Origin of the sequence: Flavobacterium soyae, assembly GCF_021245985.1 — a bacterium.
GTDB lineage: Bacteria > Bacteroidota > Bacteroidia > Flavobacteriales > Flavobacteriaceae > Flavobacterium > Flavobacterium soyae.
The window spans coordinates 1-23,004 of record NZ_JAJQXA010000006.1; the positions used below are offsets into that span (position 1 = coordinate 1).

Genomic DNA, 23,004 nt, shown 5'->3' on the forward strand with positions numbered 1-23,004 from the left:
CTCTTCCCATCCCGAACAGAGTAGTTAAGCCCGCCTGCGCAGATGGTACTGCATCATTGTGGGAGAGTATGTCGTCGCCTTTCTTTGAAGAATCCTCATCATTCATTTGATGAGGATTTTTTGTTTTGTAAAACTTTTGGAAACAAAATCCAAGGAAAAGAATCTAACGTTATAATACAAGCGTCCGTTGAAACCGTAGGCAATATTTTACAGCTTTTATGTCTTCATACGTTTGAATGAGAATGGTGTTGTTTTTCTTTTACTTAAAATAATATGTTTTAACTTGTTTTTTTTGTCAAAACGACTTTGTGTTTTATTGATAATAGATAATGCTTAGAACTTATTTTTCGCTTGTTAATTTGTAAGCCTTAAAACTATTTCATTCCTATCTTGCATTAGATACTATATTCTTCTAATTATTGGATTTTTAAATTGTATCATTAAATCAAAAAAAAGTTTTAATTTTAAATTGAAATCTTTCCCTATTCTGAAAGATTATTTTTTTAATTAAATTGAGATGTCACAAATTAATGCAAATCCAAAAGTTGATTTCTTTTTTGATGAAGCCAAGAAATGGCAGGAAGAATTAGATGTAATGAGAACAATCGTGTTAGATTGTCAATTAAGTGAAGAATTAAAATGGGGAGTTCCATGTTATACTTTTCAAAATACCAATATTGTTTTAATTCATACTTTTAAAGAATATTGTGCCTTTTTGTTTTTTAAAGGAGCTTTATTAAAAGATACAGATGGAATTTTGATCCAGCAATCTGAGAATGTTCAGGCAGCACGTCAAATACGATTTACAAATCTTAAAGAAATTACCGAATTAAAAGACATCTTGAAAACATATATCTATCAAGCAATAGAAATCGAAAAAGCAGGTTTGAAAGTAGAGTTGAAAAAAACTTCTGAATTTGCCGTTTCAGAAGAATTTCAAAAGAAATTAGATGCTATGCCTGATTTACAAAAAGCTTTTTCTGCACTTACACCTGGAAGACAAAGGGCTTATCTTTTGCATTTTTCTCAACCAAAACAATCCAAAACCAGAGTATCTAGAGTTGAAAAAAATATTCCAAATATTTTAGAAGGTAAAGGGTTGAACGATTAAATCAGTCAGTTAAAGATGGGAAGAGAAAATAATATTCAAAATAGAATTCTTCAAAGTAAAATATTGCTTAAAGTTCCAACGGATATAGTCTGGGAAATGTGGAAAAATCCCGAACATATTGAAAATTGGTGGGGACCAAACGGTTTTACAAATACAATTCATAAAATGGATTTTAGGGAAGAAGGGGAGTGGAATTTAACAATGCATGGACCGGATGGAAAGAATTACCCAAACCGCAGTATCTTTAAAGAAATTATCTCACTTAGAAAAATTGTCTTCGAACATTTCAATCCGCATTTTATTACAACTGTTTTATTTGAATCTAACAATTCTGAAACACTATTAGACTGGACACTTTTATTCGATTCTGAAGAAATGTTTGATATTATTGTAAAAGCTCACAAAGCAGATCAAGGACAAAAAGAGAATATAGAAAAGCTTGAAAAATATCTCTCAGAATTTATTTTCAAATAATTAATTCAAAAGTTATGAATAATCAAAAAAATAAATTATCGTCAGAACAGCAAGAATCATTATTGAGTGTTTTAGAAGCACGTTTTGAAAATAATAAGCATCGTCATAAAAATATCGAATGGGAAAAAGTTGAATTAAAACTAAAAGCTAATCCTGAAAAACTTTGGTCTCTTGACGAAATGGAAAGAACTGAAGGCGAGCCGGATGTTGTAGGTTATGATGAAAAAACAAATGAATATATTTTTTATGATTGTGCAGCAGAAAGCCCAAAAGGACGTAGAAGTATTTGTTACGATCATGAAGCATTAGAAAAGAGAAAAGAAAATAAACCTAAAGACAGCGCTATAAATATGGCTTCTGAAATGGGAATTCAAATTTTGAATGAAGAAGAATATCGTGAACTTCAAAAACTTGGAAAATTTGATACTAAAACCTCAAGTTGGATTTTAACGCCTGCAAATATCAGAAAACTTGGCGGAGCAATTTTTTCAGACTTTCGATATGATACGATTTTTGTATATCATAATGGGGCCGATTCGTATTATGCCGCAAGAGGTTTTCGTGGTTCATTAAGAGTTTAAATAGTAAAAATAAATATGATATTAGCCTTCGATACTTATTATTTTGATAATAAAGCGAAAACAGTCTGCCTTGAGTTTGAGGATTGGAATGAAGATAAAAACTTTAAAATTCATACAGAAATAATTGACAATGTTGCAGAATATATTCCGGGAGAATTTTACAAAAGAGAACTACCGTGTATTATTAGTTTGTTAAATCAAATGAATTTAAAAAATATCGAAGCCATAATTGTTGACGGATTTGTGTATTTAGATGATGATAAAAAGTATGGTCTGGGCGGACGTTTATATGAAAAGCTGAATAACCAAATTCCAATTATTGGTGTTGCTAAAACGAATTTTGCTAGTGTCGAAAAAGATAAAAAAGCTTTACTGAGAGGTGACAGCGCAAAACCGTTATTTGTAACATCTATCGGGATTGATTTAGAAGAAGCTTTTCAAAAAGTACAACGCATGTCTGGAGAATTTAGAATGCCGACTTTATTAAAAGAGTTAGACCGACTCACAAAAGAATAAACTTATTTTATCAATCGTCATTTTGGCTAATCAATTATTCAAAATGACTAGAAACAGCTTTAAGCTTGGGTTGGTCTTTGCATTATAATTTTAAAACAATTAAAAATGCAAAAGACAATTTTATTAGAGGGAAATTAATTTTTATGTTTTGAATCGTTTTTGCCAAATGACAAATTCTGCACCAATAACTTTGATTAACTTGCCTCTATGAAAGAATTTATAGATTATATATTGCAGTTTGGGACTTTAAATCAGCATCAGCTGGATTTAATTGCGAGTAAAATAACTGTATTGGAGCTTAAGAAAGATGAATATTTTTCGGAAGCTGGAAAAATTGCGCAGCAAGTAGGTTTTGTTTTGGACGGAATTACCCGCGTTTGTTATTACAACAATAGAGGTGAAGAAATTACCAAATATTTTATCGACGAAAACAATCTGGTTGTTGATATGGAAAGTTTCGATAATGATATTTGTTCCAATGCTTATGTGCAGGCGATAACGGATTGTAAACTGTTGGTTTTTTCTAAAAAAGACTGGAGGGAACTTTTAGAAACTATTATTGGCTGGGATGCTATTGTACATAGAATTATTTCAAAAGCATTGAGACAAAAAGTAGAAAGAAGAAGTCCGCTGGTTTCAGAAGATGCCACTACACGCTATTTAATGTTTCTGAAAATTTATCCAAATGTAATCAATCGTATTCCGTTATCTTATGTGGCTTCTTATTTAGGAATTACACAATCGTCATTAAGCAGAATTAGAAAAAACATCAGTTAAAATTGCTTTTTGCCAAATGACAAATGATTCCATTTTCAAAGTAACCAACTTTGTATTATAATTTTAAAACAATTTAAAAATGAAATCAGTATTAATAACAGGAGCAAACAGAAGCATAGGATTAGAAATAACAAAACAACTTTCAAAGCAAGGATTGTTTGTTTATTTAGGAAGCCGCGATCTTGAAAAAGGAAAAGAAATTGTAAAACAATTAAACAAAGAGGGATTTCAAAATATCAGAGCCATTCAAATTGATGTTACCAATTCAGATTCAATTTTTGAGGCTGAAAAAATTGTAGAAAGCGAACAGGGAAAATTAGATATCCTGATTAACAATGCGGGAATAAGCGGCGGCCAGTTTCCTCAAACCGCTTCGGATACCAGTGTCAAAGACATTAAAAATGTATTTGAAACGAACTTTTTTGGTGTTATAAATGTTACTCAGATTTTTTTAGAATTGCTTAAAAAATCAGACAGTCCGAGAATCAGTAATATTACTTCAGGACTTGGTTCTTTGACTTTGCATAGTGATCCATCATGGAAATATTACGATTTCAAATCGGCAGCTTATGGAACTTCAAAATCAGCATTAAATGCATACACCATTGTACTGGCTTATGAACTAAAAGATTTGTCTTTTAAAGTAAATGCAATCGATCCGGGTTACACAGCAACAGATTTTAATCATCATAGTGGACCGGGAACTGTAGAAAGTGCAGCATCTTTTATTATCAAACATACATTAACTGATGAAAACGGACCAACCGGACAATTCTTTAGTAATGATATTGAAGATGAAACAGGAGTAAGTCCTTGGTAAAACAGTTAGCTTATAAGATAAAAAAGACTCCAATAGAAACATTGGAGTCTTTTAAGTTTTAATTGAAATAATAAATTCAAAATATTTTAAGAAATTATCTATTCGTATTTTAAGTATTTCAAAACATCAATTTTAGTTACCTGATATGCTTTTGCCAAAACAATGACTAAAGTCAGAAACATTAAAAATACAAATGCAGTCACAAATGGAAGCAGCGGAATATCAATTCTGAAGGCAAAGTTTTCCAGCCATTTTCGGAGTAAGAGGTAAGCCGGAATTATTCCGATTAAAAACCCGATTAAGCAGAAAACAATATATTGCTTTGATAACTCTTTTAATAAAAGATTAGTTTCTGCACCTAAGGTTTTCCTGATTGCAATTTCTCTTAAACGTCTTTCCATTGAATAAGAAGCCAAAGCAAATAATCCGAAAATGGCAATTAGAATTACAATTCCATTTAAAAGTGAAAACAAGTTACTTTGGTTTTCATATTTTTTATACGTTCGGGCAAAGTTTGTGTCGACAAAATTATATTCAAACGGATATTCGGTATCTACTTTTGTTCTCCAAAATTTATCCAAAGCAGCGATAGTTTTAGACATTTCCTGTGGTGTAATCTTAACAGAAATAGTTTTGATTTCTTCTTGTGAAGAATTGTATGCATTGATATGAAAGAAAATCATTGGGGCAATTTTATGTTCCAAACCGAAGTAATTAAAATCCTTTACAATCCCAATTACCTTAAATTTTTGGTCCTTCCAGGTTATTTCCTTATTTAAAGGATCTTTTTCCTGCAGTGTTTTAGCCGCAGTTTCATTTAGTAAAACATTAGAAATACTGTCTGAAGCCAATTTATCACTTAAATTTCTTCCTTTAATTATCTTTATTCCCAGAATATCCAAAAGCCCAAAGTCAATTCCCATTTGCTGCGTTATAACTTCTTTATTTGCTTTATAATGCATGCCCGACCAGGAATTGCTGCCGCTTCCGATAGAAAATGATCCGGTAGAAACTGCTTCAATACCTTTTATTTTTAAAAGTTCTTGTCTTATAGTTTTATATCTTTCAAATTGTTCTTTTCCTTTTTTGGGTTTAAAAGAAATATCCATAACCTGAGCGCCTTTAAAACCCAAATCCTTTTCGGCCATATAACTTACTTGTTTGTAAACTATAAAAGAACCAATAATAAAAAAGGCGGCTATTGCAAACTGAAGAATCAACATACCGTTTCGAAGCCAGACACCATTTTTACTTCTTGAAAAATTTCCTTTTAAAACCTTCAATACTTCAAAATTTGAGATATATACTGCAGGAAGAACTCCGGAAACAAATACAACAAAAAAGAATATTAAAATTAACTGCAGGTAAAATGGAGTTCCGATAAGAACCAGGTTTTTATTTAAAAAAGAGTTGTAAAAAGGCAGCGAAAGCTCCACAATTACCAATGCCAGTAAAAGCGAAAAAAGCGTAATTAATATAGTTTCAAATACAAACTGGGCAATGATTTGAAATTTTGCAGCGCCCACAATCTTGCGTACACCAACTTCTTTTGCACGTTTTACTGCGTTTGCCGTAGCCAGATTAATATAATTTACAATCGACAATAACAAAATAAGTATCGATAAACCCATTAATATTCTCAAAAACTGAAGATTTCCAGTTCCCTCAGGAAAAGGATAATTTCCTTCATAAAGTCTCGATCCGTTTAAAGGAAGTAATTGCGCTTTTACAGGATCACCATACATTTTTATAAAAGCATCAAGTGATAAACCTTCATTCTGAGCCTGTTTTTTATAGTTTTGTTCAATAAAAATTTCATCTAGCTTTTTGACGACAGCAGTCGTATCACTTTGTTTTTTCAGTTTAAGTAGTAAACCATAACTAAAACCCCAGTCTTCTCTGTCTTTTTTCAAATCGTCTTCAACAATAGTAGTAATTACTGCCGGCATAACGGCCGATTTTCCAGATAATCGATACACTCCGCGAACTACAAAAAAACGATCAGCATACTTGATCTGTTTTCCCATTGGGTCTTCATCTTTAAACAAACGCGCAGCAGTTTCTTCAGATAAAACAATACTATTACGATCATGAATAGCCGTTTTTCTATTGCCTCGAATAAATTCAAAAGGAAAAAAAGAAAAGAAACTGCTCTGTGCAGAAAAAATCTTATCTACTAATTCTTGTTTGCCATTATAGGCTATAATTTCCTTAGTATAATACGTTCTGAAATAACAATAATTTTCTAAATAGGAAGTGGAAGATTTTAAAGCTGGGGCAGTTACAGGAGAGTTTGTAGCCCAGACACTTCCGTTGCCAATATCATTGAGAACGATATAAGTTTTATCTTTTTCGGGATTCCATTTATCATATGAATATTCCTCGTTCCAATACAAAATTGCAAAAATTAAACCCGCAATTCCAATGCTCAACCCCAAAACATTCAAAACCGTAAAAAGTTTGTTGTTTTTTATATGGTACGTAAAAACATTAATCCAATTTTTCAGCATGACCTTAGTTTTTAGAAGTTACTAAAACATCCACATTTCTCTGATTTAATTTTTCAGAAAGAATAACTCCGTCTTTCATCAAAATTATTTTCTGTGAAAAAGAAGCATCATAATCAGAATGCGTTACCATCAAAATTGTAGAACCATTAGCATGAAGATCCGTCAATAATTCCATTACTTCATTTCCATTTTTGCTGTCCAGATTTCCTGTAGGTTCATCAGCAAGAATAATTTTTGGGTCATTAATTAAAGCCCTTGCCACAGCTACACGTTGCTGCTGACCTCCTGAAAGCTGCTGCGGATAATGTTTTAAACGATGTGAAATGCCTAAAACACCTGCAATATGCTCTATTTTTTTCTTTCTTTCAGATGAGGAAACATTGTTGTAAATCAATGGCAGTTCGATATTATCATAAACCGATAATTCATCAATTAAATTAAAATTCTGAAAAATGAATCCGATATTTTCTTTTCGCGCTTTCGATTTTAATTTCTCCTTCTGGCCAATCATTTCCTGTCCCAGCAATTCATAACTTCCGCCAGAAGCGCTGTCTAATAATCCGATGATATTTAATAAAGTCGATTTTCCGCTCCCCGAAGGTCCCATTATCGAGACAAAATCGCCTTCGTTTATGGTTAATGAAATTTCGTTTAAAGCATTTGTTTCTACTTCTTCGGTTCTAAAAATTTTTGAAAGTTTTTTGATCGTAATCATAATTGATTTTTTAATGTTTGATTGCTGTTCGTTTTCTGATTTTTTTGTCTTCTGAAGTAAAAGAAATACACCCGAAAATTAAGATAATTAACAATGCGGTTTATAGATATTTATTTTGCTATTTTTACTTCAGGAAGATGTTAATAATTAATGATTTACAAGTAGAAAAGTGATTTTCATGCCAAAAATTTAAACCTTGTAACTGCCTTATTTTTAAAATTTTATTTTCCAAAAAAAATCCATGGTGTCCACAATTGGACACCTTTTGTCCAAAACCGAACAAAAATGAAAAAGACAAACGCATCAATATTAATCATCGACGATCAGGAAGACATTCTTTTTGCATCAAAAGTGTACCTGAAAAAGTATTTTGAGAACATTCATACACTCAATAATCCGAAAAAAATAGTCGAATTACTGTCAAAAAATGCCATTGATGTTGTTTTGCTCGATATGAATTATAGAATAGGTTTTGAGGATGGAAGAGAAGGTTTATATCTGCTGAAAGAAATAAAAACGCTTTCGCCAAAAACCGTTGTGATATTAATGACAGCTTTTGGAAAAGTAGAAACTGCTGTTGAAGGATTAAAATCTGGCGCTTTTGATTATATCTTAAAACCCTGGGAAAACAAAAAGCTTTTAGAGTCTGTAAAACAAGCCGTTGATAAATCCCGAAAAGAACAAAAAAAGAACAAAGAGATTGAAACTGATAATGACTTTTTTGTCGGCACTTCTGAAATAATAAAAAAAGCATATTCTCTTGCTGATAAAGTGGCCAAAACCGATGCTAATGTTTTAATTCTTGGAGAAAACGGAACCGGAAAATTTGTTCTGGCACATCATATTTACAGTCAGTCCAAAAGAAAAAACAATCCGTTTATAGCTGTTGATTTAGGTTCACTGAATTCGAATATTTTCGAAAGTGAATTATTCGGTTATGCAAAAGGCGCTTTTACCGATGCAAAAATGGATACACCCGGACGTTTTGAAATGGCGCAGAACGGAACTATTTTTTTAGATGAAATAGGAAATGTTCCGCTGCATTTGCAATCCAAATTATTGCAGGTTATTCAAACTAAAACGGTAACAAGATTGGGCGAAACAAAACCAAGATCTTTGAATGTTAGAATAATTACGGCAACCAATCTGAATTTGAAATTGGAAGTGACCGATAAAAACTTTAGAGAAGATTTGTATTATCGCATTAATACGATGGAAATTGTGCTGCCGCCGCTGCGGGAACGTAACGAAGATAAAATCCCGCTGGCAGAATATCTTCTCGATAAAATGATTGAAAAATACGGAAGAAGCGAAATTACTTTTGATAAAAAGGTTTTGGAACAAATTGAAAAACACGCCTGGAACGGAAACATCCGCGAAATGGAAAATAAAATTGAACGCGCTGTTATTCTTTGTGAAAACAACACAATCACAGTTTCTGATTTAGATTTAGAAACCATAACTCCTTATGATGAAAACCCGGATGATATTCAGCTTTCTTCTGTAGAAAAAGCGACGATTGAAAAAGCACTTCTTAAGCACGGTAATAATATCAGCAAAACAGCCGATGAATTAGGCTTGTCAAGAGGTTCTTTGTACAGACGTTTAGAGAAATATAATATCAATATTAACTAGTATGTTTAAAACACTGCAAACTTATAAGCTGCTTTTTTTTCGATTAATTGCTATTGTTTTGGGAATTGAAATTTCGATTTATTTCTTTAAAAGCCATATGCTTTTTACGGGGATATTTGGCTTTTTTATTGTTTTTCTGCTCATTCGCGAAATGTATTTTTATATTCGCAATTTTGTTTTGCTTTACGATAAAACCATTGCTTCGATCCTGCAGAATGATTTTTCATCTGATTTTACCAAACATAAAGCCAATAAAAATTATGGTGATTTGTTTCAACTGTATGATACTTTAAAAGGCAGACAAAACGAACAGATTTCAAAAGATATTATTTACCGTTCGATTTTAAATAATATCGAAACCGGAATTATCATTTTAGAAAAACAGGAAAATGATTGGAATATATTTTTAATGAACGATTATTTTTCGTCTCATTTTAATGTACCTAAAGTTTCGAAATGGAAATATCTTAAAAATCAATTGCCGTCGCTTTGTGAAATTATTGAAGAAGATGATTTTCATGAAATAAAAACATCAGTTGAAATTAGTATAAACGAACAAGCAGCACAGACATTTGTTTTGCAGGCATCAAAAACAGAAATTTTTGAACGTGAGTATTGTATTGTTTTACTCGATTCTATTCAAAATGTAGTCGAGAAAAAAGAAAAAGATGCGTGGGTTAATTTGATGAAAGTGATTTCGCATGAACTTTTAAATTCGATAACGCCCATTCGTTCCATTTGCCAAAACCTGCAGGATTTGGTAGAGCAGGATTCACTTTCGGCAGAAGATTTAGAAGATATCAAAAACAGCGTAGAAACCATGTTAAGGCGAAGCGATCATTTGCAGAAATTTGTAGAAGGTTACCGAAAACTGGCCATGCTTCCGTCTCCCAAAAAACAAAAAACAGAACTACAGCCTTTAATTGAGAATTGTCTGCAAATCATGAATCCGTTATTTAAAAAAGACGGAATTGAAGCTGTAAACACAATTTCCCTAAAAGGCCCAATTAATGTCGACCCACAGCAAACGGAACAGGTTATTATTAATCTTTTAATGAATTCTGTTTATGCATTAAAGAATATGACTCAAAAACAAATTCTAATTTCGGCTGAAGCCAAAGAAAACAGAACCTACATTAAAATCACCGACACCGGAAGCGGAATTGAAAAAGAAATCGAAAATAAAGTTTTCCTGCCTTTCTTCACCACGAGAAACGAAGGCGCCGGAATTGGTTTAACGCTTTCTAAAAATATTATCGAAGCGCATGGCGGTTATATTTCGTTTAAAACTGAGAATGGGAAAACGGTTTTTGAGATTTGTTTGGTGGAGGGGTGAGGTAATGTAAGTTTTAAAATAATTGAATAAGTTAAGTCTAAACGAAATACTCCGTTAGGAGTTAAGTATCGTTAGAAAAAAAAGAACCCAATAAATGAATATCCCGTAGGGATTATAATTTCTGAATTATATTTCCGTGTAGTCCCTACGGGACAAATATCTAGTCGTCATTATTTATTCCTACCGATATTTAATTTCTACGAAATACTCCGTTAGGAGTTAAGTTGGTTAGAAAAAAACAAGAATCCAATAGATGAATATTCCGTAGGGATTATAATTTCTGAATTATATTCCGTGTAGTCCCTACGGGATAAATATCTAGTCGTCATTATTTATTTACCGATATTTAATTTCTACGAAATACTCCGTTAGGAGTTAAATATCGGTAGAAAAATATCGGTAGAAAAAAACAAGAACCCAATAAATAAATATCCCGTAGGGATTATATGGATAGTAAGCAAAAAAAACTCCAAAATCAAATGACTTTGGAGTTTTATATATTATCTAATTATTTTTAGAAATGCGCTGTAAACATCATCTTTAATAGAAGTTCGCATATAATATAAATCTTCATCTTTGGTGCTTAAATCAAATTTAATTAAACCAGCATCACAATAATAAAATATAGTATCATCAACCGGAAATTCAATATTTGAAATAGGCTGGGTTGTTAATTTTAGTTCAAATGCAATTTCACCATTGTTTATGTCTAGTTGAAAAAGCTTTCCTTTTTTAGTATAGCCCCAAATATTATCACTGTCCTCAGTTATATATTCTACATTATCATCTTGAAAATCCCTTTTCCAAATTTGAGTTCCTGTTTTAGAGTCTACAGCATATACAGAAGAAACTGTAGTGCCTTGCGCTGCAAAATATATTTTTTTGTCTTTAGTAAAGATGCGTTCCTTAATATTATATTGATTTTCATCTAATTTAAATTGCCATAAAACATCTAGTTTATCTGGAGTTAAGGCAAAAAGTAAATCTTTTTCATTTGCAATAAATACATTTTCACCATCAGTTACAGGTTTACTGTGCATGCTTTCGTCAAAACTCTTTTGGTTAAGGACTTTTCCTGTATTGGCATCAAAAGCATATAAATTTGTTGCGCTTGGAGCAAAAACTTTGTTATTAAAAAACAATACCGGAATGTCGTTAGTTGGAGTATCCAGTTTGTAAGTCCATGCTAAACTTCCATCTTTTGTGTCAAGAGCATAAATATTACTGCTTCCGTTTTGGTTTTGAGCAGTTATATACAACTTTCCATTATTTACAACCGGAACCTGATCTTTAAGAACAATTTGATCGGTAATATTTCCTAATCTTGATTTCCAAAACACATCACCACTTTGGTTATCTACTGCAACAATTTCACCGTTTATAAACGGAATGTACACAACGCCATTAGAGATAGTTACTTTATTGGCGCACATTTCAGTATAAGGACTTGTAGCTTTTACAGTCCAGCCAATTTGTTCAGATTCTAAATCATATGAAAAAAGAGCACCGTCGTAATCATAAATTAAAATCGATGCTTCATCTAGCGGAACTTTTTTAAGTGCGCTTACAGCTTTATTCGTAACCTGCTCACCAGGCGGTAAAGTTTTATTATTTGTATTGGTAGTTTTTGAAACGGCAGGCGTTTGCCCAAACGTATTTATAACAGCAAATACAAATAAAAGAGTTATTAGGTTTGTTTTCATTTTTAAGATTTGGGTTTGATGATTTGATTTTCTTTTCAGCAAAAAAGCTGCCAAACAAAATAATATCCAGATCAAATATAGTTAAAAAATGTTATTGCGTTTTAGAAGTTATAACCTCGCTTGGATATGTTTACATTACGGTAACGCGGTTTTGTAATACACAATCTTGTCATTTCGACTGAAAGGAGAAATCGCACCAGAAATTCAGCAAAGTATGTCCCCAATCTTTGTCGATTTTCTAGTGCGATTTCTCGTTCCTCTTTTACATATCCACGGCAGCCGAAGAAAAAGGAGCAATAATTAAAATTATTTACTTGTTGTTCATAAGCTATATACGTGAATGTATCTCTAATTTATTACTTAACAGCCGCCTTTGCGAGGGAAACGTTTATAAAGTACTTTATTATCTCGTTCTACGTAGCTGCCTGATATTATTGGATACGAATACTTGGGCGCGTATGATACGCCATGGCTTTTTAAAATTATTGTGTCGTTAACTTTCAGACTGTACAATTGCTGAAGTTGGGACTTTTCCGGCTCAAATCTAAGAATATAATCTTCACCATCAATCCTGGCCATCACTCCGAAACCTAATAGTGATCCTGGTGGAAGAGAAAGAGAAGTTACAACAGCCTCCATAGTGGTATTCTTGCTTATTTTAGCAGCGCCGGCAAGCACTTTTTTACCTCGGGGAGACATTTCCCAGTTTTTGAATTTTACACCATCAGGGGTTGCTTCCCATTTTTTCAATTTGGCTTTCCTTTCAGCAATGGAAAGTGTTTTTGGGATTGGTTTTTTAGAAGTTTCATTTTTAATTTCACAATTTGTAAAAACTAGTCCACTTACCACAACCAGCGGTAAGATCAGCGCATAAATGTTTTTTTTCATATTTTTTATAGGTTTAATTAAAATAGATCTATCTCCTGATAAATCTCGTTCATGTAAGGGATTCTTTTATTTTTCACAATCTTTAAAGCTGTTGTAGCAAAATTACTTTGATATATTTCAGTCTGAGTAACTTAGATTGTAAATAAAAATGTAAACTTTGTAAATAAAAAACTTGACACTATGCATCATAGTCGAAATCTCCTATCCGAAAAAGGCAAATATATCTTTGGATTGATAATGCTTTTGTTTATATCTGCAATCGGCACAGCTTTCAGTTTGGAAGATAGTGACGACTTTGCTATTGCAAGAAGGGAAATTTTGCTCCGCAGAATCGGACATGAACTACTTTTACAGTCGGGAGATAAAACATCAAGGGTTCTTCCCGTAAAAAAGATCGCTGAAAATGAATACCAGATCAGGTTTGAGAATGAGTTTGCTTTTCAAACGGACTCTTTGGTGAATATTACGCAGCGTTTGTTAGCCCAAGATCCACTCGCACATGATTACGTTGTTAACGTAGTGAACTGTGAAAATACCAATGTAGCTTATGGATATGCTATATCAGAAAATAAGAAAGATGATATTGTGCCATGTAAAGGAAGAAAGCAGCCCAAAGCATGTTACATGATTAACATCAAATTTAAACCATTGGGTATTTATACAACAAAGAATAAATATTTTTTGGTAGGCGGTCTGTCATTTTTAGCGTTTGTTGGATTTGTTTTTTTTAGATCTGCTAAGCCGAAAGTAACTTTACTTAATGATTCTACTAGTTTGTTCACTTTAGGCTCGGTGGTGTTTGATGCGAAGAACCGTAAGCTGCTCATAAATGAAAAGACATTAGACCTCACGGGAACGGAAACCCGTTTATTGCTCATTTTTGCATTGTCTCCTAACGAAACCATAGAAAGAAGCCGACTCCAAAAAGAGATATGGGAAGATGAAGGTGTTATTGTGGGCCGTAGTCTGGATATGTTCATATCAAAACTCAGAAAAAAACTGGAATATGATCCGAATGTCCAAATTGTTGTTATACGCGGTAAAGGATATAAGCTTAATATTACTTCTTAGGTACAGGAACTCATTTTAAGAATTTTGATAGATATAAAATGAGGCTGTCTCAAAAGTAAAATCAAGCTGTTGAGAATCGCGTAAACGGAAAATTTCTCCGATAGGTATCCGAATAAAAAAGAGGTTGTCTCGACTTTTGAGACAGCCTCTTTAGATGTTTTGTAAAAGGTTATTTTCCTTATTAATATTTTTTCGAGATATTCAACTTTGTATTTTTCAGCTTATGTCTCTTCCAATGTGTTTTGGTCTTGATAGTGTACTCATAATTCAAAGATAATAATTAAGTATAATAAACGGAACTGTAAAAAACATAATTTAAAATGTAGGTTACAACTATTTATTGGGAGCGTTGAACAAAAATACAATTTTTCTGATAAGTATTTTTGGATTGTAGATTTTGTACTTTAAAGTTTAAGAATTTTAAACTGAATTCAGCTCAATGACGATGGGACAATTTTTTGCTAAAGAATATTATAAATTTTGTCTTGGTCAGTTGGTTGAAGCCCCCACCTAAAAGCCATATGAACTTCCCAGTCGTAACCGAAATCTTCAAATTTAGGTACTAGATAGCGATTTTCTTCAAAATCCTTGCGTTCAATAAATCCATCTTCTTTTATTTTTGTGGCAGTAATGAAATTAATTTTATAAAGAAAGGCTGCTAATTGTTTTGCATCAGCGGTTTTACCATTTGCGAATCTAAATTCACCACGTTCTCTAATTTTATTAATTTTTAAAAGAAGCCCTTGGGTTGTGTAATAAAAACTATCTGATGTTTTTGCAGTTATCCGATCTGGTTTCATGCCAAAAAGTAATCTTTCAATTGCGGGTAACTCTGATTTGTACTCATTAATAGTATCTTGAATTCGATCAAGAGAATATTCGTCAAATATGGCTTTTAAGTCTTGAGTAGTAATTATTGGAGATTTTCTGTTATCAGCATTTCTAGCAGCTAATGTCAAAAGTTTTACTAAGTCTCTAGGTCTTTTTCTAATTACAGAAAGAAGAACTCTGTAAGTCTCACGACTTTCCCATTTACCTTGACCGGAGAATATAGGTTCGATAATACTGTCTAAGTCATGAGCAAGATCAGCTTGATGTGAGCTCCTTAAAAGCCCTTCATCAATAGGTTTTTTAAAAAACGTCCTTACACGCTTTACTAACAAAGCAAGAATTTCATGATAAGTCCATTTATACCAAATAACTGAACTTTGAGTTTTATCAGTGCTTTCATCGGAAGTTCGATATAAAAAATATACATCTGATCTTAATGAGATCTTAAAGTGTAATCTTTGGTTTTCTTCACTAATAATATCCCTAACAGCGTTTAGTAAAGCAGAAATTTTGGTAATATCTGACTTAGTACCTTCCCACCCACGATCTAGATCGTCAATATAAACATTTACTGATGGATTAGATAAAAAAACATTCAAAAGAGAAATATTTTTTTCGGGAACAAATCCTCCTTCGATTGCCTCTTGTAAGTCTTCTATAAGCAATTCAATAAAATTACCTTCAAAGTCATTAAAGTTGCGTTGTATAGTTTTTTTTATCTCAAAATAGCTAAAAGCTTTCTTTAATATAACTGTGAATAAACCTTCTCTCCAATTTCTAATTATATCTGAAAAATCAGTTAGCTCTTTTCCAATATGTGAAACATCATTAGGTCTTATTTTTATTGGTAGTTTGCCGCTTTCCTTATCCTCGGACATCGCCACATTGAACAGGGCTGATTTACCAATTCCTTTGTGACCAACTAAAATTCTAAGAGGTAAATCGACTGCAACTTTTTTGAAAGTTTCATTCTTGAAATAATATTCTTTTAATCTTTCTGCATTTTCGTCTTCGGCTGCTTCATTTCCAAATAGCTTTTGGATTGTAATCTCGTCAAACTGAAAATCCAGATCTTGGTTTTTAGCAATTGTATTAGCTCTCGAATTTGCACTTGCTCTTACAGGTATGGTTTTTAACCATTCATTAAGTCTAATGATTTCATCATATGAAGCTTTTTCATTACTAGTATTTCTTCTTATATATATTGCATTTTTTTCAAGTGAGTTACCTATAGCAACTGTAGGTTGACAGGGACTTGAATATTTTTCAATAGGTATTTCAATAATTTGAAATTTTAAACCATTTTCATCTATAAAAGGATAAGTAAGAAATTTTGGTATTGGTGAAATTTTATCTTTTATTTTTGATTGAAGAACTGCACCATCTATGTAATCACTTTCTGTAATACCTATTTTTTGACCATTATCATTAATTCCTATGATGATAAAAGCATTTTCGTCTCTTACAGTATTTGTAAACGAAATAAGGTCCTTTATAAATTCTGCATCTTTATCCTTTTTTGAAGAACTTATGGTATCTGTAAAATAGCCAATTTCTTTAAAATCGACGAAATCATTTTCGCCTTTACTAATCAGTTGGTTGAATAATGCTGGTGTCATATTTTGTTTTTGGTATTTGCAAGATACAAAAATTGGACAAAGGCAAGATGAATTAATACAAAAAGATGTAAGAAAAAATAACCATAAAAAAAAACTCCTTAATTTCTTAAGGAGTTTCTTGGTGGGCGATGAGGGGTTCGAACCCCCGACCACTTCCGATGAAAAATCGGAATGCTCTGAACCAGCTGAGCTAATCTCTATTATTAATTAATTTCTGAATTTTAATTCTGCTTTTCCAAGATTTAATTTGTAATTCTCTTTTATGTGCAAGTTCTTTTGTTTCGTAATTTTCAGTATAAACAACTCTCCAATCATTTACATTTCCAGTAAAACCTTTGCTTTTTTGATTATGAAGAACAAGCCTTTCTTCTAAATTAGAAGTAAATCCAATATAAAATTTATTCTTGCTTTCGCTAAATAAGATATAAACAATAAAATTCATGAAATGTATATAAAGCAAAAAACTCCAAAATCAAATGACTTTGGAGTTTTTGGAATTTCTGTGGGCGATGAGGGGTTCGAACCCCCGACCACTTCCGATGAAAAATCGGAATGCTCTGAACCAGCTGAGCTAATCTCTATTATTAATTAATTTCTGAATTTTAATTCTGCTTTTCCAAGATTTAATTTGTAATTCTCTTTTATGTGCAAGTTCTTTTGCTTCGTAATTTTCAGTATAAACAACTCTCCAATCATTTACATTTCCAGTAAAACCTTTGCTTTTTTGATTATGACGAATAAGCCTTTCTTCTAAATTAGAAGTAAATCCAATATAAAATTTATTCTTGCTTTCGCTAAATAAGATATAAACAATAAAATTCATGAAATGTATATAAAGCAAAAAACTCCAAAATCAAATGACTTTGGAGTTTTTGGAATTTCTGTGGGCGATGAGGGGTTCGAACCCCCGACCCCCTCGGTGTAAACGAGGTGCTCTGAACCAGCTGAGCTAATCGCCCTATTTTATTAGGTTGCTATCGTTTGTGATTGCGAGTGCAAATATACGCTAGTTTTTGAGTTCTGCAAAGAAAATCGAATAAAAAATAAAACTTTTTTAAAAATAAACTATATCTAGCTGTTTATGAATTTGTTATTAAATCGGTTTTTTTAGACTTTTTTCTAAGATTTAAGTTTTGATTGTTACAAAGGCAATTCGGCAACGACAAAAGTGCTTCCGCCGACGTAAATAAAATCATTTTTTGAAGCGTTTTGTTTGGCTTTCGCGAAAGCGCTTTCAACTGAATCATATTTTTCACCATTTAAATTAAATTTCTCAGCGGCATTTTGCAGCGTTTCAGTTGGTAAACCTCTTGCCGAATTCGGACTGCAGAAATAATATTGCGCTTCTTTAGGGAAAAGTGGCAAAATAGAATCCAAATCTTTATCATTTACGACACCTAAAACAATATGCAGTTTTTCATATTTTTCATTTTGAAGCTGATTCATCACAACGGCTAATCCGTGTTTGTTGTGAGCCGTATCACAGATAATTTTTGGGTTTTCGCCCAACTGCTGCCATCTTCCTTGTAAACCTGTATTTTTTACAACATTCAATAAACCTTCTTTTAATTGTTCAGTCGAAACTTTAAAATCGGTTTGATTGTTAAGAATTGAAATAGTCTGCTGAACTGTCTTTTTATTATGAAATTGATAATCTCCAATTAAGTCAGAAGGGAAAATTTCTGAAATTAAATCAGAAGCAAAATAGATTGGCGCTTTATTCTTTTCGGCTTTAGTCAAAAATACAGGCTGAGTTTCCTGAGTATATTCGCCAATAACAACCGGAACATTTGGTTTAATAATTCCGGCTTTTTCGCCCGCAATAGCTTCAAGCGTATTTCCTAAAAATTGCGTGTGATCTAAACCAATATTGGTAATAACCGAAACCAAAGGCGTAATAATATTCGTTGCGTCCAGTCTTCCGCCCAAACCAACTTCGATAATCGCGATATCTGTTTTTTCAAAAGCAAAATAATCAAATGCCAAACCAACCGACATTTCGAAGAAACTCATATCATTGGCTTCAAAAAAATCTTTGTGTTTTGAAATGAACTCGCAGACAAAATCTTCTGAAATTTCCTGGCCGTTTATTTTAATCCTTTCCCTGAAATCTTTTAAGTGCGGCGAAGTATACAAACCTACTTTATAACCAGCTTCCTGCAAAACCGAAGCCAGCATGTGCGAAGTTGAACCCTTTCCGTTTGTTCCCGCAACGTGAATCGTTTGTAATTTCTTTTCGGGATTACCAAGATGTTCTGCCAGTAACTTGATGTTTGTCAGGTCTTCTTTGTATGCCGAAGCACCCTGAAGCTGATACATAGGTAATCGATTAAACATCCAGTTTGTTGTTTCCTGATAGTTCATTTTATTTGGATAAAATAGTTGTTGATTGAAATAATTTCCAGTTTTTTTAGTTTAATATTACAATGAAAATTATCTTTATTGCAAAATTGAAATATTTTTTAGAATTAATTATTAAAAACCAGAATTAAAATATGTTTAGCTACATTCAATTACAAGCTGATACTCTCGCAAACGCCTCAAACGTGGTGATCGAAAAAATTGCTCACCCGGAAACCGAAATTTCTGTTTTAGGATTTATCTTAAAAGGAGGTTTCTTCCTAATACCAATCGCACTTTTATTGTTTTACACGATTTATGTAATTTTCGAACGTTACTTATATATCAAAAAAGCTTCGAGAATAGATGCGAGATTAATGCAGGATGTGGGAGAAAAACTAAATGCCGGAAACATTGAATTAGCCAGAACAATTGTTGAAAGAAATGACACAGCAGTTGGAAATATTTTAAAAGAAGGTGTTTTGGTTATTGGGAGACCAATTGCTGAAATCGAATCAAATATGGACCGCGCTGCCGATATTGAAATTGGTGAAATGGAAAGACGTTTAGGCCATTTAGGACTTATCGCCGGTATTGCGCCAACTCTTGGTTTCATCGGAACTATTTCTGGGGTTATTAAAATTTTCTACAGTATTTCGGTTACAGAAAATATCAGTATCGGAAATATCTCAGGAGGTTTATACGAAAAAATGATCAGTTCAGGATCAGGACTTATCGTGGGAATTATTGCTTATAGTGCCTACCACTTACTGAACGGAAAAATTGATGATTTTGCTTTAAAAATTCAGAAACAGATATTAGAATTTGTAAACATAATTCAAAGATCATAAGATATGTCTATTAAGAGAAAAAGAAGATTTCACGCCGAAGTTGCGACTTCATCTTTAAGTGACATTATGTTTTTCCTGCTGTTGTTTTTCCTTATTATTTCAACACTGGCAAATCCGAATGTTATTAAGATGACGCTTCCTAAAGCGAAATCAAATGAAAAAACGAACAAGCAGTTAATAAGTTTATCTGTTACAGAAGACAAGCATTTTTATATCGACAAAAAGCCAGTTGTTTTTGAAGAACTGGAAACCACTTTAATGAATAAAATTGGTGCAGATAAAAGCCAGACTGTCGTAGTTCGAATTCCTTTTAACCTGCAGGTTCAGGATTTAGTTGATGTTTTGCAGATAGGAGTAAAGAACAATTTGAAGTTTGTAATTGCAACGAGTCCGAAGTAAAATAATCATTAGGGCGTGACCACAATAAAAAAATGGGCAAATCAGCATAACGTTGATTCGCCCATTTTTTTATTCCGGTCGTCCCGATAGCTATCGGGAGCGCTACTTCGGTAGCCAGCTTCTATCCCTCACGCAAAACAACACAAATTTTACGCAACAATTTGTCATCCTGAGCGAAGTCGAAGGACACGCTAGAAGCTCGACAAAGATTGGCGGTTACCTTTGCAGAAATACTTTGTGTGTCCTTCGACTTCGCTCAGGATGACAAGCTAATCGTAAATTAGAATAAAGACAATAAAAAAGACTTTCTGAGATAATCAGAAAGCCTTTTTTATGAAAACAGATTTGTGTAAATCCGTGTAATTAGTGTTTTAATTCAAACTGAAATTATAAATAATTTTTCCAACTTGTTTAGAGGGAGCATCATTGTCAGATTCCCATTTCGTATTCATAGCCGCAATTCTAGCTTGGTCTAATAAACATTTTGCCGTATTGGTTGTTCCTTTTATTCCCGGAGTTGCACTTATTGTTTTTCCGTTTTGATCTACGCTAATTTCAACAACAACTTTTCCTTCTTCGTTACAAGTATATTTTGGTGCGGGTTTAGAAAGTGCTTTTCTTGTTCCTAGAGAATATCCCGTTCCTCCGCCAGAACCACCGCCGCTTCCGGCTCCGTAACCGCTTCCTGTACCAATTCCATTTCCGGTTCCGTTACCGCCTCCGGTTCCTCCGCCAGAACCTCCGGATCCGTAATAACCTTTAGAGTTTAAATCTCCTCCGGGTTTTCCTTTATTTCCTGCTGCTTTATCATCGCCGTCGCCGCCTTTTTTCGAGCCTTTTAAAATGCTTGACAAAGCATCGTTTGTAGAGTTTGAAACTTTTGGTTTTTCTGGAACAGGTTTTTGTATTGGTTTTTCAACCGGAACAGGTTTTTTAGGTTTTTCTTTTACAGGAATAACAACATCTGTTTCATCGGCTTTTGAATTTTCCTGAGAAATAATAGCCTCTTCTTCAACAGCTTTTGCAGGAGCTTGTTTTACTTCGTTTTTCACCTCCAGAACCTCGCTTTTATAATTGGCTCCGGAACCTAAATCACTGTCGCCAAAATTTACCGTTACGCCGCCACCGCCACCGCCACCATCTGCAAGTGCAACGTTATTTTCCGGATTGTATGGAGGCCAAAAACGTATAAAAAACAGCAATACAATGATTGCCGCATATATTGCAGTTGTGAGTAGTAATGATTTCTTTTTATCTGAAGAAATAGTGAAACTCATTGTAATTCTGAATTTTGAAATTGTATTAAATAAAAACGTTTAAAAGTACTAAAAATTGTTTAGAAGATTTTACGAGGCAATGTTTTTTGCACGCAGATTTGGCAGATTTAAGCAGATTTTTTCTTTTGATTTTTTAATCAAATAAATAAAAATTTAAATCTGCTCGAATCTGCTTAAATCTGTATAAAATCTGCGTTAAACATTTAAGGCAAAGCTTTGAAAATCATTTTAATCATTTTAATCTGTGGCAAAACAAAAAAACGAGCCAAATAGAAGTCTGAAGTCTGGCTCGTTTATATATAAAGTATAAGATAAGATTACACTAATTGTTTCAATGCAATTTCGAATGCTGTTGCACTGATATTTGTTTTTGATGAATTTAAAGTGTGTGCTTTTACAATTGCATTTTTTATAATTTCAGAAGTATCGTTAAAAATTGCTTCATCTGTCATTTGAACTTTTTTCTCCATGAAATAAGCAAAAACTCTCGCCATTCCGCAGTTTGAAATAAAATCAGGGATCAAACTAACTTTATGATCCACTTCTTCCATAATAGAACCAAAGAAGATTTCTTTATCAGCAAAAGGAACATTCGCTCCGCAAGAAATAACCTCTAATCCGTTTGCGATTAAGCTGTCGATTTGGTTTTGAGTAACCAGTCTTGAAGCAGCGCAAGGCGTGAAAATTTCAGCACCAATTGTCCAGATTTTAGAATTGATTTCTTCAAACGGAATCATATTATCGGCAACTAATTTATTTCCGTCTTTATTTAAAAACAACGTTCTGATTTCTTCAAAAGAAAAACCATCTTCTTTAATTAATCCGCCATCGCGATCAATAATTCCGATAACTTTCGCGCCCATTTCAGCTAAATAAAAAGCAGCTGCAGAACCTACGTTTCCAAAACCTTGTACAATTGCTTTTTTACCTTTAATGTCTCCGCCGTAAGTTGCGTAGAAATGACGAACCGCTTCGGCAACGCCATAACCTGTAATCATATCAGCAACAGTATATTTTCTTGTAACGTCTGGTGAGAATTTTGGGTTTTCGATAACCTTAATTACACCCTGACGTAATTGACCAATTCTATTAATTTTATCAGCTTCAGTAGGTTTAAAATGTCCGTTGAAAACACCTTCCTGCGGATGCCAGACACCACATTCCTCAGTCATTGGGATTACTTCGTGAATTTCATCAACATTTAAATCTCCTCCAGTTCCGTAGTAACTTTTCAATAATGGAGAAACCGCTTTGTACCAACGCTGTAAAACTCCTTTTTTGCGGGGATCATTTGGGTCAAAATTTATTCCAGATTTAGCGCCGCCAATTGCCGGACCCGAAACAGAAAATTTAACTTCCATTGTTTTGGCAAGCGACAAAACTTCGTTCATGTCTAAGCCTTTTCTCATTCTTGTTCCTCCGCCGGCAGCTCCTCCGCGCAGCGAATTAATTACAGTCCATCCTTCAGCTTCTGTTTCAGAATCTTTCCAGTTAAAAACAATTTCAGGTGCTTTATTTTCAAATTGTTGTAATAAATCTTTCATTTTGTT

The 23,004-nt window shown here is 33.0% G+C and carries 21 protein-coding genes, 2 tRNA genes and 1 rRNA gene; 12 read left to right on the top strand and 12 right to left on the bottom strand.

The features are described from left to right. The 7 genes from rrf to LUU93_RS09070 all read left to right on the top strand — a co-directional run. A 5S ribosomal RNA gene (gene rrf, locus LUU93_RS09040) occupies positions 1 to 83 on the top strand; the annotation flags it as partial. 434 nt (positions 84 to 517) lie between these two features. Further along, a complete protein-coding gene (locus LUU93_RS09045; protein WP_232680537.1) occupies positions 518 to 1,111 on the top strand; it encodes a YdeI/OmpD-associated family protein in 594 nt (197 codons plus the stop codon). Between the two features lie 15 nt (positions 1,112 to 1,126). After that, on the top strand, positions 1,127 to 1,585 hold the full coding sequence (locus tag LUU93_RS09050; protein WP_232680539.1) for an SRPBCC domain-containing protein: 459 nt from the start codon (positions 1,127 to 1,129) through the stop codon (positions 1,583 to 1,585). Positions 1,586 to 1,599: 14 nt separating this feature from the next. Further along, a complete protein-coding gene (locus tag LUU93_RS09055) occupies positions 1,600 to 2,166 on the top strand; it encodes a DUF4256 domain-containing protein (protein ID WP_232680542.1) in 567 nt (188 codons plus the stop codon). 15 nt (positions 2,167 to 2,181) lie between these two features. Then, a complete protein-coding gene (locus tag LUU93_RS09060) occupies positions 2,182 to 2,682 on the top strand; it encodes an endonuclease V (RefSeq protein ID WP_232680544.1) in 501 nt (166 codons plus the stop codon). Between the two features lie 207 nt (positions 2,683 to 2,889). After that, the gene (locus LUU93_RS09065; protein ID WP_232680546.1) at positions 2,890 to 3,459 is read left to right on the top strand and encodes a Crp/Fnr family transcriptional regulator; all 570 of its coding nucleotides are present in this window, start codon (positions 2,890 to 2,892) and stop codon (positions 3,457 to 3,459) included. A gap of 79 nt (positions 3,460 to 3,538) precedes the next feature. Further along, positions 3,539 to 4,279, top strand: a complete 741-nt coding sequence (locus LUU93_RS09070; protein ID WP_232680548.1) for an SDR family oxidoreductase — start codon at positions 3,539 to 3,541, stop codon at positions 4,277 to 4,279. Between the two features lie 98 nt (positions 4,280 to 4,377). Here the strand turns inward: LUU93_RS09070 and LUU93_RS09075 are convergent, their stop codons facing one another. Together LUU93_RS09075 and LUU93_RS09080 are read right to left on the bottom strand one after the other, a co-directional pair. Further along, positions 4,378 to 6,789 (bottom strand): ABC transporter permease, encoded by a 2,412-nt coding sequence (locus LUU93_RS09075; protein ID WP_232680550.1) that lies wholly within the window; start codon positions 6,787 to 6,789, stop codon positions 4,378 to 4,380. A gap of 4 nt (positions 6,790 to 6,793) precedes the next feature. After that, positions 6,794 to 7,504 carry an ABC transporter ATP-binding protein gene (locus tag LUU93_RS09080; RefSeq protein WP_232680552.1) on the bottom strand — a complete coding sequence of 237 codons (711 nt, stop codon included), beginning with the start codon at positions 7,502 to 7,504 and terminating at the stop codon, positions 6,794 to 6,796. A gap of 285 nt (positions 7,505 to 7,789) precedes the next feature. Between LUU93_RS09080 and LUU93_RS09085 the strand changes: the two genes are divergently transcribed. After that, positions 7,790 to 9,139, top strand: a complete 1,350-nt coding sequence (locus LUU93_RS09085) for a sigma-54-dependent transcriptional regulator (RefSeq protein WP_232680554.1) — start codon at positions 7,790 to 7,792, stop codon at positions 9,137 to 9,139. 1 nt (position 9,140) lies between these two features. Continuing rightward, entirely contained in the window at positions 9,141 to 10,475 is a 1,335-nt protein-coding gene (locus tag LUU93_RS09090; RefSeq protein WP_232680556.1) for a sensor histidine kinase, read from the top strand. 500 nt (positions 10,476 to 10,975) lie between these two features. Here the strand turns inward: LUU93_RS09090 and LUU93_RS09095 are convergent, their stop codons facing one another. Together LUU93_RS09095 and LUU93_RS09100 are read right to left on the bottom strand one after the other, a co-directional pair. Beyond that, positions 10,976 to 12,178, bottom strand: coding sequence for a PQQ-binding-like beta-propeller repeat protein (locus LUU93_RS09095; protein ID WP_232680558.1), 1,203 nt, complete (start codon positions 12,176 to 12,178; stop codon positions 10,976 to 10,978). A gap of 360 nt (positions 12,179 to 12,538) precedes the next feature. Then, complete coding sequence (locus tag LUU93_RS09100; RefSeq protein ID WP_232680560.1) at positions 12,539 to 13,066, bottom strand: hypothetical protein; 528 nt, start codon at positions 13,064 to 13,066, stop codon at positions 12,539 to 12,541. A 180-nt stretch (positions 13,067 to 13,246) separates the two neighbouring features. On the opposite strand from LUU93_RS09100, the gene LUU93_RS09105 reads away from it, so the two are divergent. Further along, on the top strand, positions 13,247 to 14,137 hold the full coding sequence (locus LUU93_RS09105; RefSeq protein WP_232680563.1) for a winged helix-turn-helix domain-containing protein: 891 nt from the start codon (positions 13,247 to 13,249) through the stop codon (positions 14,135 to 14,137). A 461-nt stretch (positions 14,138 to 14,598) separates the two neighbouring features. On the opposite strand, the gene LUU93_RS09110 is transcribed toward LUU93_RS09105, so the two are convergent. The 6 genes from LUU93_RS09110 to LUU93_RS09135 form a co-directional block, all read right to left on the bottom strand. Next, positions 14,599 to 16,587 (bottom strand): AlbA family DNA-binding domain-containing protein, encoded by a 1,989-nt coding sequence (locus LUU93_RS09110; RefSeq protein ID WP_232680565.1) that lies wholly within the window; start codon positions 16,585 to 16,587, stop codon positions 14,599 to 14,601. A 190-nt stretch (positions 16,588 to 16,777) separates the two neighbouring features. Then, positions 16,778 to 17,029, bottom strand: coding sequence for a GIY-YIG nuclease family protein (locus LUU93_RS09115; protein ID WP_232680567.1), 252 nt, complete (start codon positions 17,027 to 17,029; stop codon positions 16,778 to 16,780). A 61-nt stretch (positions 17,030 to 17,090) separates the two neighbouring features. After that, positions 17,091 to 17,164, bottom strand: a tRNA-Lys gene (locus LUU93_RS09120). Then, positions 17,159 to 17,410, bottom strand: a complete 252-nt coding sequence (locus LUU93_RS09125; protein WP_232680569.1) for a GIY-YIG nuclease family protein — start codon at positions 17,408 to 17,410, stop codon at positions 17,159 to 17,161. Before LUU93_RS09125 ends, LUU93_RS09120 begins: the two co-directional genes overlap by 6 nt. Before the next feature lie 61 nt (positions 17,411 to 17,471). After that, positions 17,472 to 17,546 (bottom strand) — tRNA-Val (locus tag LUU93_RS09130). Between the two features lie 181 nt (positions 17,547 to 17,727). Then, on the bottom strand, positions 17,728 to 18,951 hold the full coding sequence (locus LUU93_RS09135; RefSeq protein ID WP_232680571.1) for a bifunctional folylpolyglutamate synthase/dihydrofolate synthase: 1,224 nt from the start codon (positions 18,949 to 18,951) through the stop codon (positions 17,728 to 17,730). A 131-nt stretch (positions 18,952 to 19,082) separates the two neighbouring features. Here LUU93_RS09135 and LUU93_RS09140 point away from each other — a divergent pair, with 131 nt between their 5' ends. Then, positions 19,083 to 19,778 (top strand): MotA/TolQ/ExbB proton channel family protein, encoded by a 696-nt coding sequence (locus tag LUU93_RS09140; RefSeq protein WP_232680573.1) that lies wholly within the window; start codon positions 19,083 to 19,085, stop codon positions 19,776 to 19,778. A 3-nt stretch (positions 19,779 to 19,781) separates the two neighbouring features. Next, positions 19,782 to 20,177 (top strand): ExbD/TolR family protein, encoded by a 396-nt coding sequence (locus tag LUU93_RS09145; RefSeq protein ID WP_232680575.1) that lies wholly within the window; start codon positions 19,782 to 19,784, stop codon positions 20,175 to 20,177. A gap of 371 nt (positions 20,178 to 20,548) precedes the next feature. Here the strand turns inward: LUU93_RS09145 and LUU93_RS09150 are convergent, their stop codons facing one another. Both LUU93_RS09150 and LUU93_RS09155 read right to left on the bottom strand, forming a co-directional pair. Beyond that, complete coding sequence (locus tag LUU93_RS09150; RefSeq protein ID WP_232680577.1) at positions 20,549 to 21,454, bottom strand: energy transducer TonB; 906 nt, start codon at positions 21,452 to 21,454, stop codon at positions 20,549 to 20,551. A gap of 317 nt (positions 21,455 to 21,771) precedes the next feature. Beyond that, positions 21,772 to 22,998: a Glu/Leu/Phe/Val dehydrogenase dimerization domain-containing protein gene (locus tag LUU93_RS09155; protein WP_232680579.1), complete on the bottom strand. Its 1,227-nt coding sequence runs from the start codon at positions 22,996 to 22,998 to the stop codon at positions 21,772 to 21,774. Between the last annotated feature and the right edge of the window lie 6 nt (positions 22,999 to 23,004).

Excerpts from the sequence above, each read along its gene's own strand:
- LUU93_RS09045 (WP_232680537.1), top strand. The coding sequence starts at position 518 with ATGTCACAAATTAATGCAAATCCAAAAGTTGATTTCTTTTTTGATGAA.
- LUU93_RS09050 (WP_232680539.1), top strand. The coding sequence starts at position 1,127 with ATGGGAAGAGAAAATAATATTCAAAATAGAATTCTTCAAAGTAAAATA.
- LUU93_RS09055 (WP_232680542.1), top strand. The coding sequence starts at position 1,600 with ATGAATAATCAAAAAAATAAATTATCGTCAGAACAGCAAGAATCATTA.
- LUU93_RS09060 (WP_232680544.1), top strand. The coding sequence starts at position 2,182 with ATGATATTAGCCTTCGATACTTATTATTTTGATAATAAAGCGAAAACA.
- LUU93_RS09065 (WP_232680546.1), top strand. The coding sequence starts at position 2,890 with ATGAAAGAATTTATAGATTATATATTGCAGTTTGGGACTTTAAATCAG.
- LUU93_RS09070 (WP_232680548.1), top strand. The coding sequence starts at position 3,539 with ATGAAATCAGTATTAATAACAGGAGCAAACAGAAGCATAGGATTAGAA.
- LUU93_RS09075 (WP_232680550.1), bottom strand. The coding sequence starts at position 6,789 with ATGCTGAAAAATTGGATTAATGTTTTTACGTACCATATAAAAAACAAC.
- LUU93_RS09080 (WP_232680552.1), bottom strand. The coding sequence starts at position 7,504 with ATGATTACGATCAAAAAACTTTCAAAAATTTTTAGAACCGAAGAAGTA.
- LUU93_RS09085 (WP_232680554.1), top strand. The coding sequence starts at position 7,790 with ATGAAAAAGACAAACGCATCAATATTAATCATCGACGATCAGGAAGAC.
- LUU93_RS09090 (WP_232680556.1), top strand. The coding sequence starts at position 9,141 with ATGTTTAAAACACTGCAAACTTATAAGCTGCTTTTTTTTCGATTAATT.
- LUU93_RS09095 (WP_232680558.1), bottom strand. The coding sequence starts at position 12,178 with ATGAAAACAAACCTAATAACTCTTTTATTTGTATTTGCTGTTATAAAT.
- LUU93_RS09100 (WP_232680560.1), bottom strand. The coding sequence starts at position 13,066 with ATGAAAAAAAACATTTATGCGCTGATCTTACCGCTGGTTGTGGTAAGT.
- LUU93_RS09105 (WP_232680563.1), top strand. The coding sequence starts at position 13,247 with ATGCATCATAGTCGAAATCTCCTATCCGAAAAAGGCAAATATATCTTT.
- LUU93_RS09110 (WP_232680565.1), bottom strand. The coding sequence starts at position 16,587 with ATGACACCAGCATTATTCAACCAACTGATTAGTAAAGGCGAAAATGAT.
- LUU93_RS09115 (WP_232680567.1), bottom strand. The coding sequence starts at position 17,029 with ATGAATTTTATTGTTTATATCTTATTTAGCGAAAGCAAGAATAAATTT.
- LUU93_RS09125 (WP_232680569.1), bottom strand. The coding sequence starts at position 17,410 with ATGAATTTTATTGTTTATATCTTATTTAGCGAAAGCAAGAATAAATTT.
- LUU93_RS09135 (WP_232680571.1), bottom strand. The coding sequence starts at position 18,951 with ATGAACTATCAGGAAACAACAAACTGGATGTTTAATCGATTACCTATG.
- LUU93_RS09140 (WP_232680573.1), top strand. The coding sequence starts at position 19,083 with ATGTTTAGCTACATTCAATTACAAGCTGATACTCTCGCAAACGCCTCA.
- LUU93_RS09145 (WP_232680575.1), top strand. The coding sequence starts at position 19,782 with ATGTCTATTAAGAGAAAAAGAAGATTTCACGCCGAAGTTGCGACTTCA.
- LUU93_RS09150 (WP_232680577.1), bottom strand. The coding sequence starts at position 21,454 with ATGAGTTTCACTATTTCTTCAGATAAAAAGAAATCATTACTACTCACA.
- LUU93_RS09155 (WP_232680579.1), bottom strand. The coding sequence starts at position 22,998 with ATGAAAGATTTATTACAACAATTTGAAAATAAAGCACCTGAAATTGTT.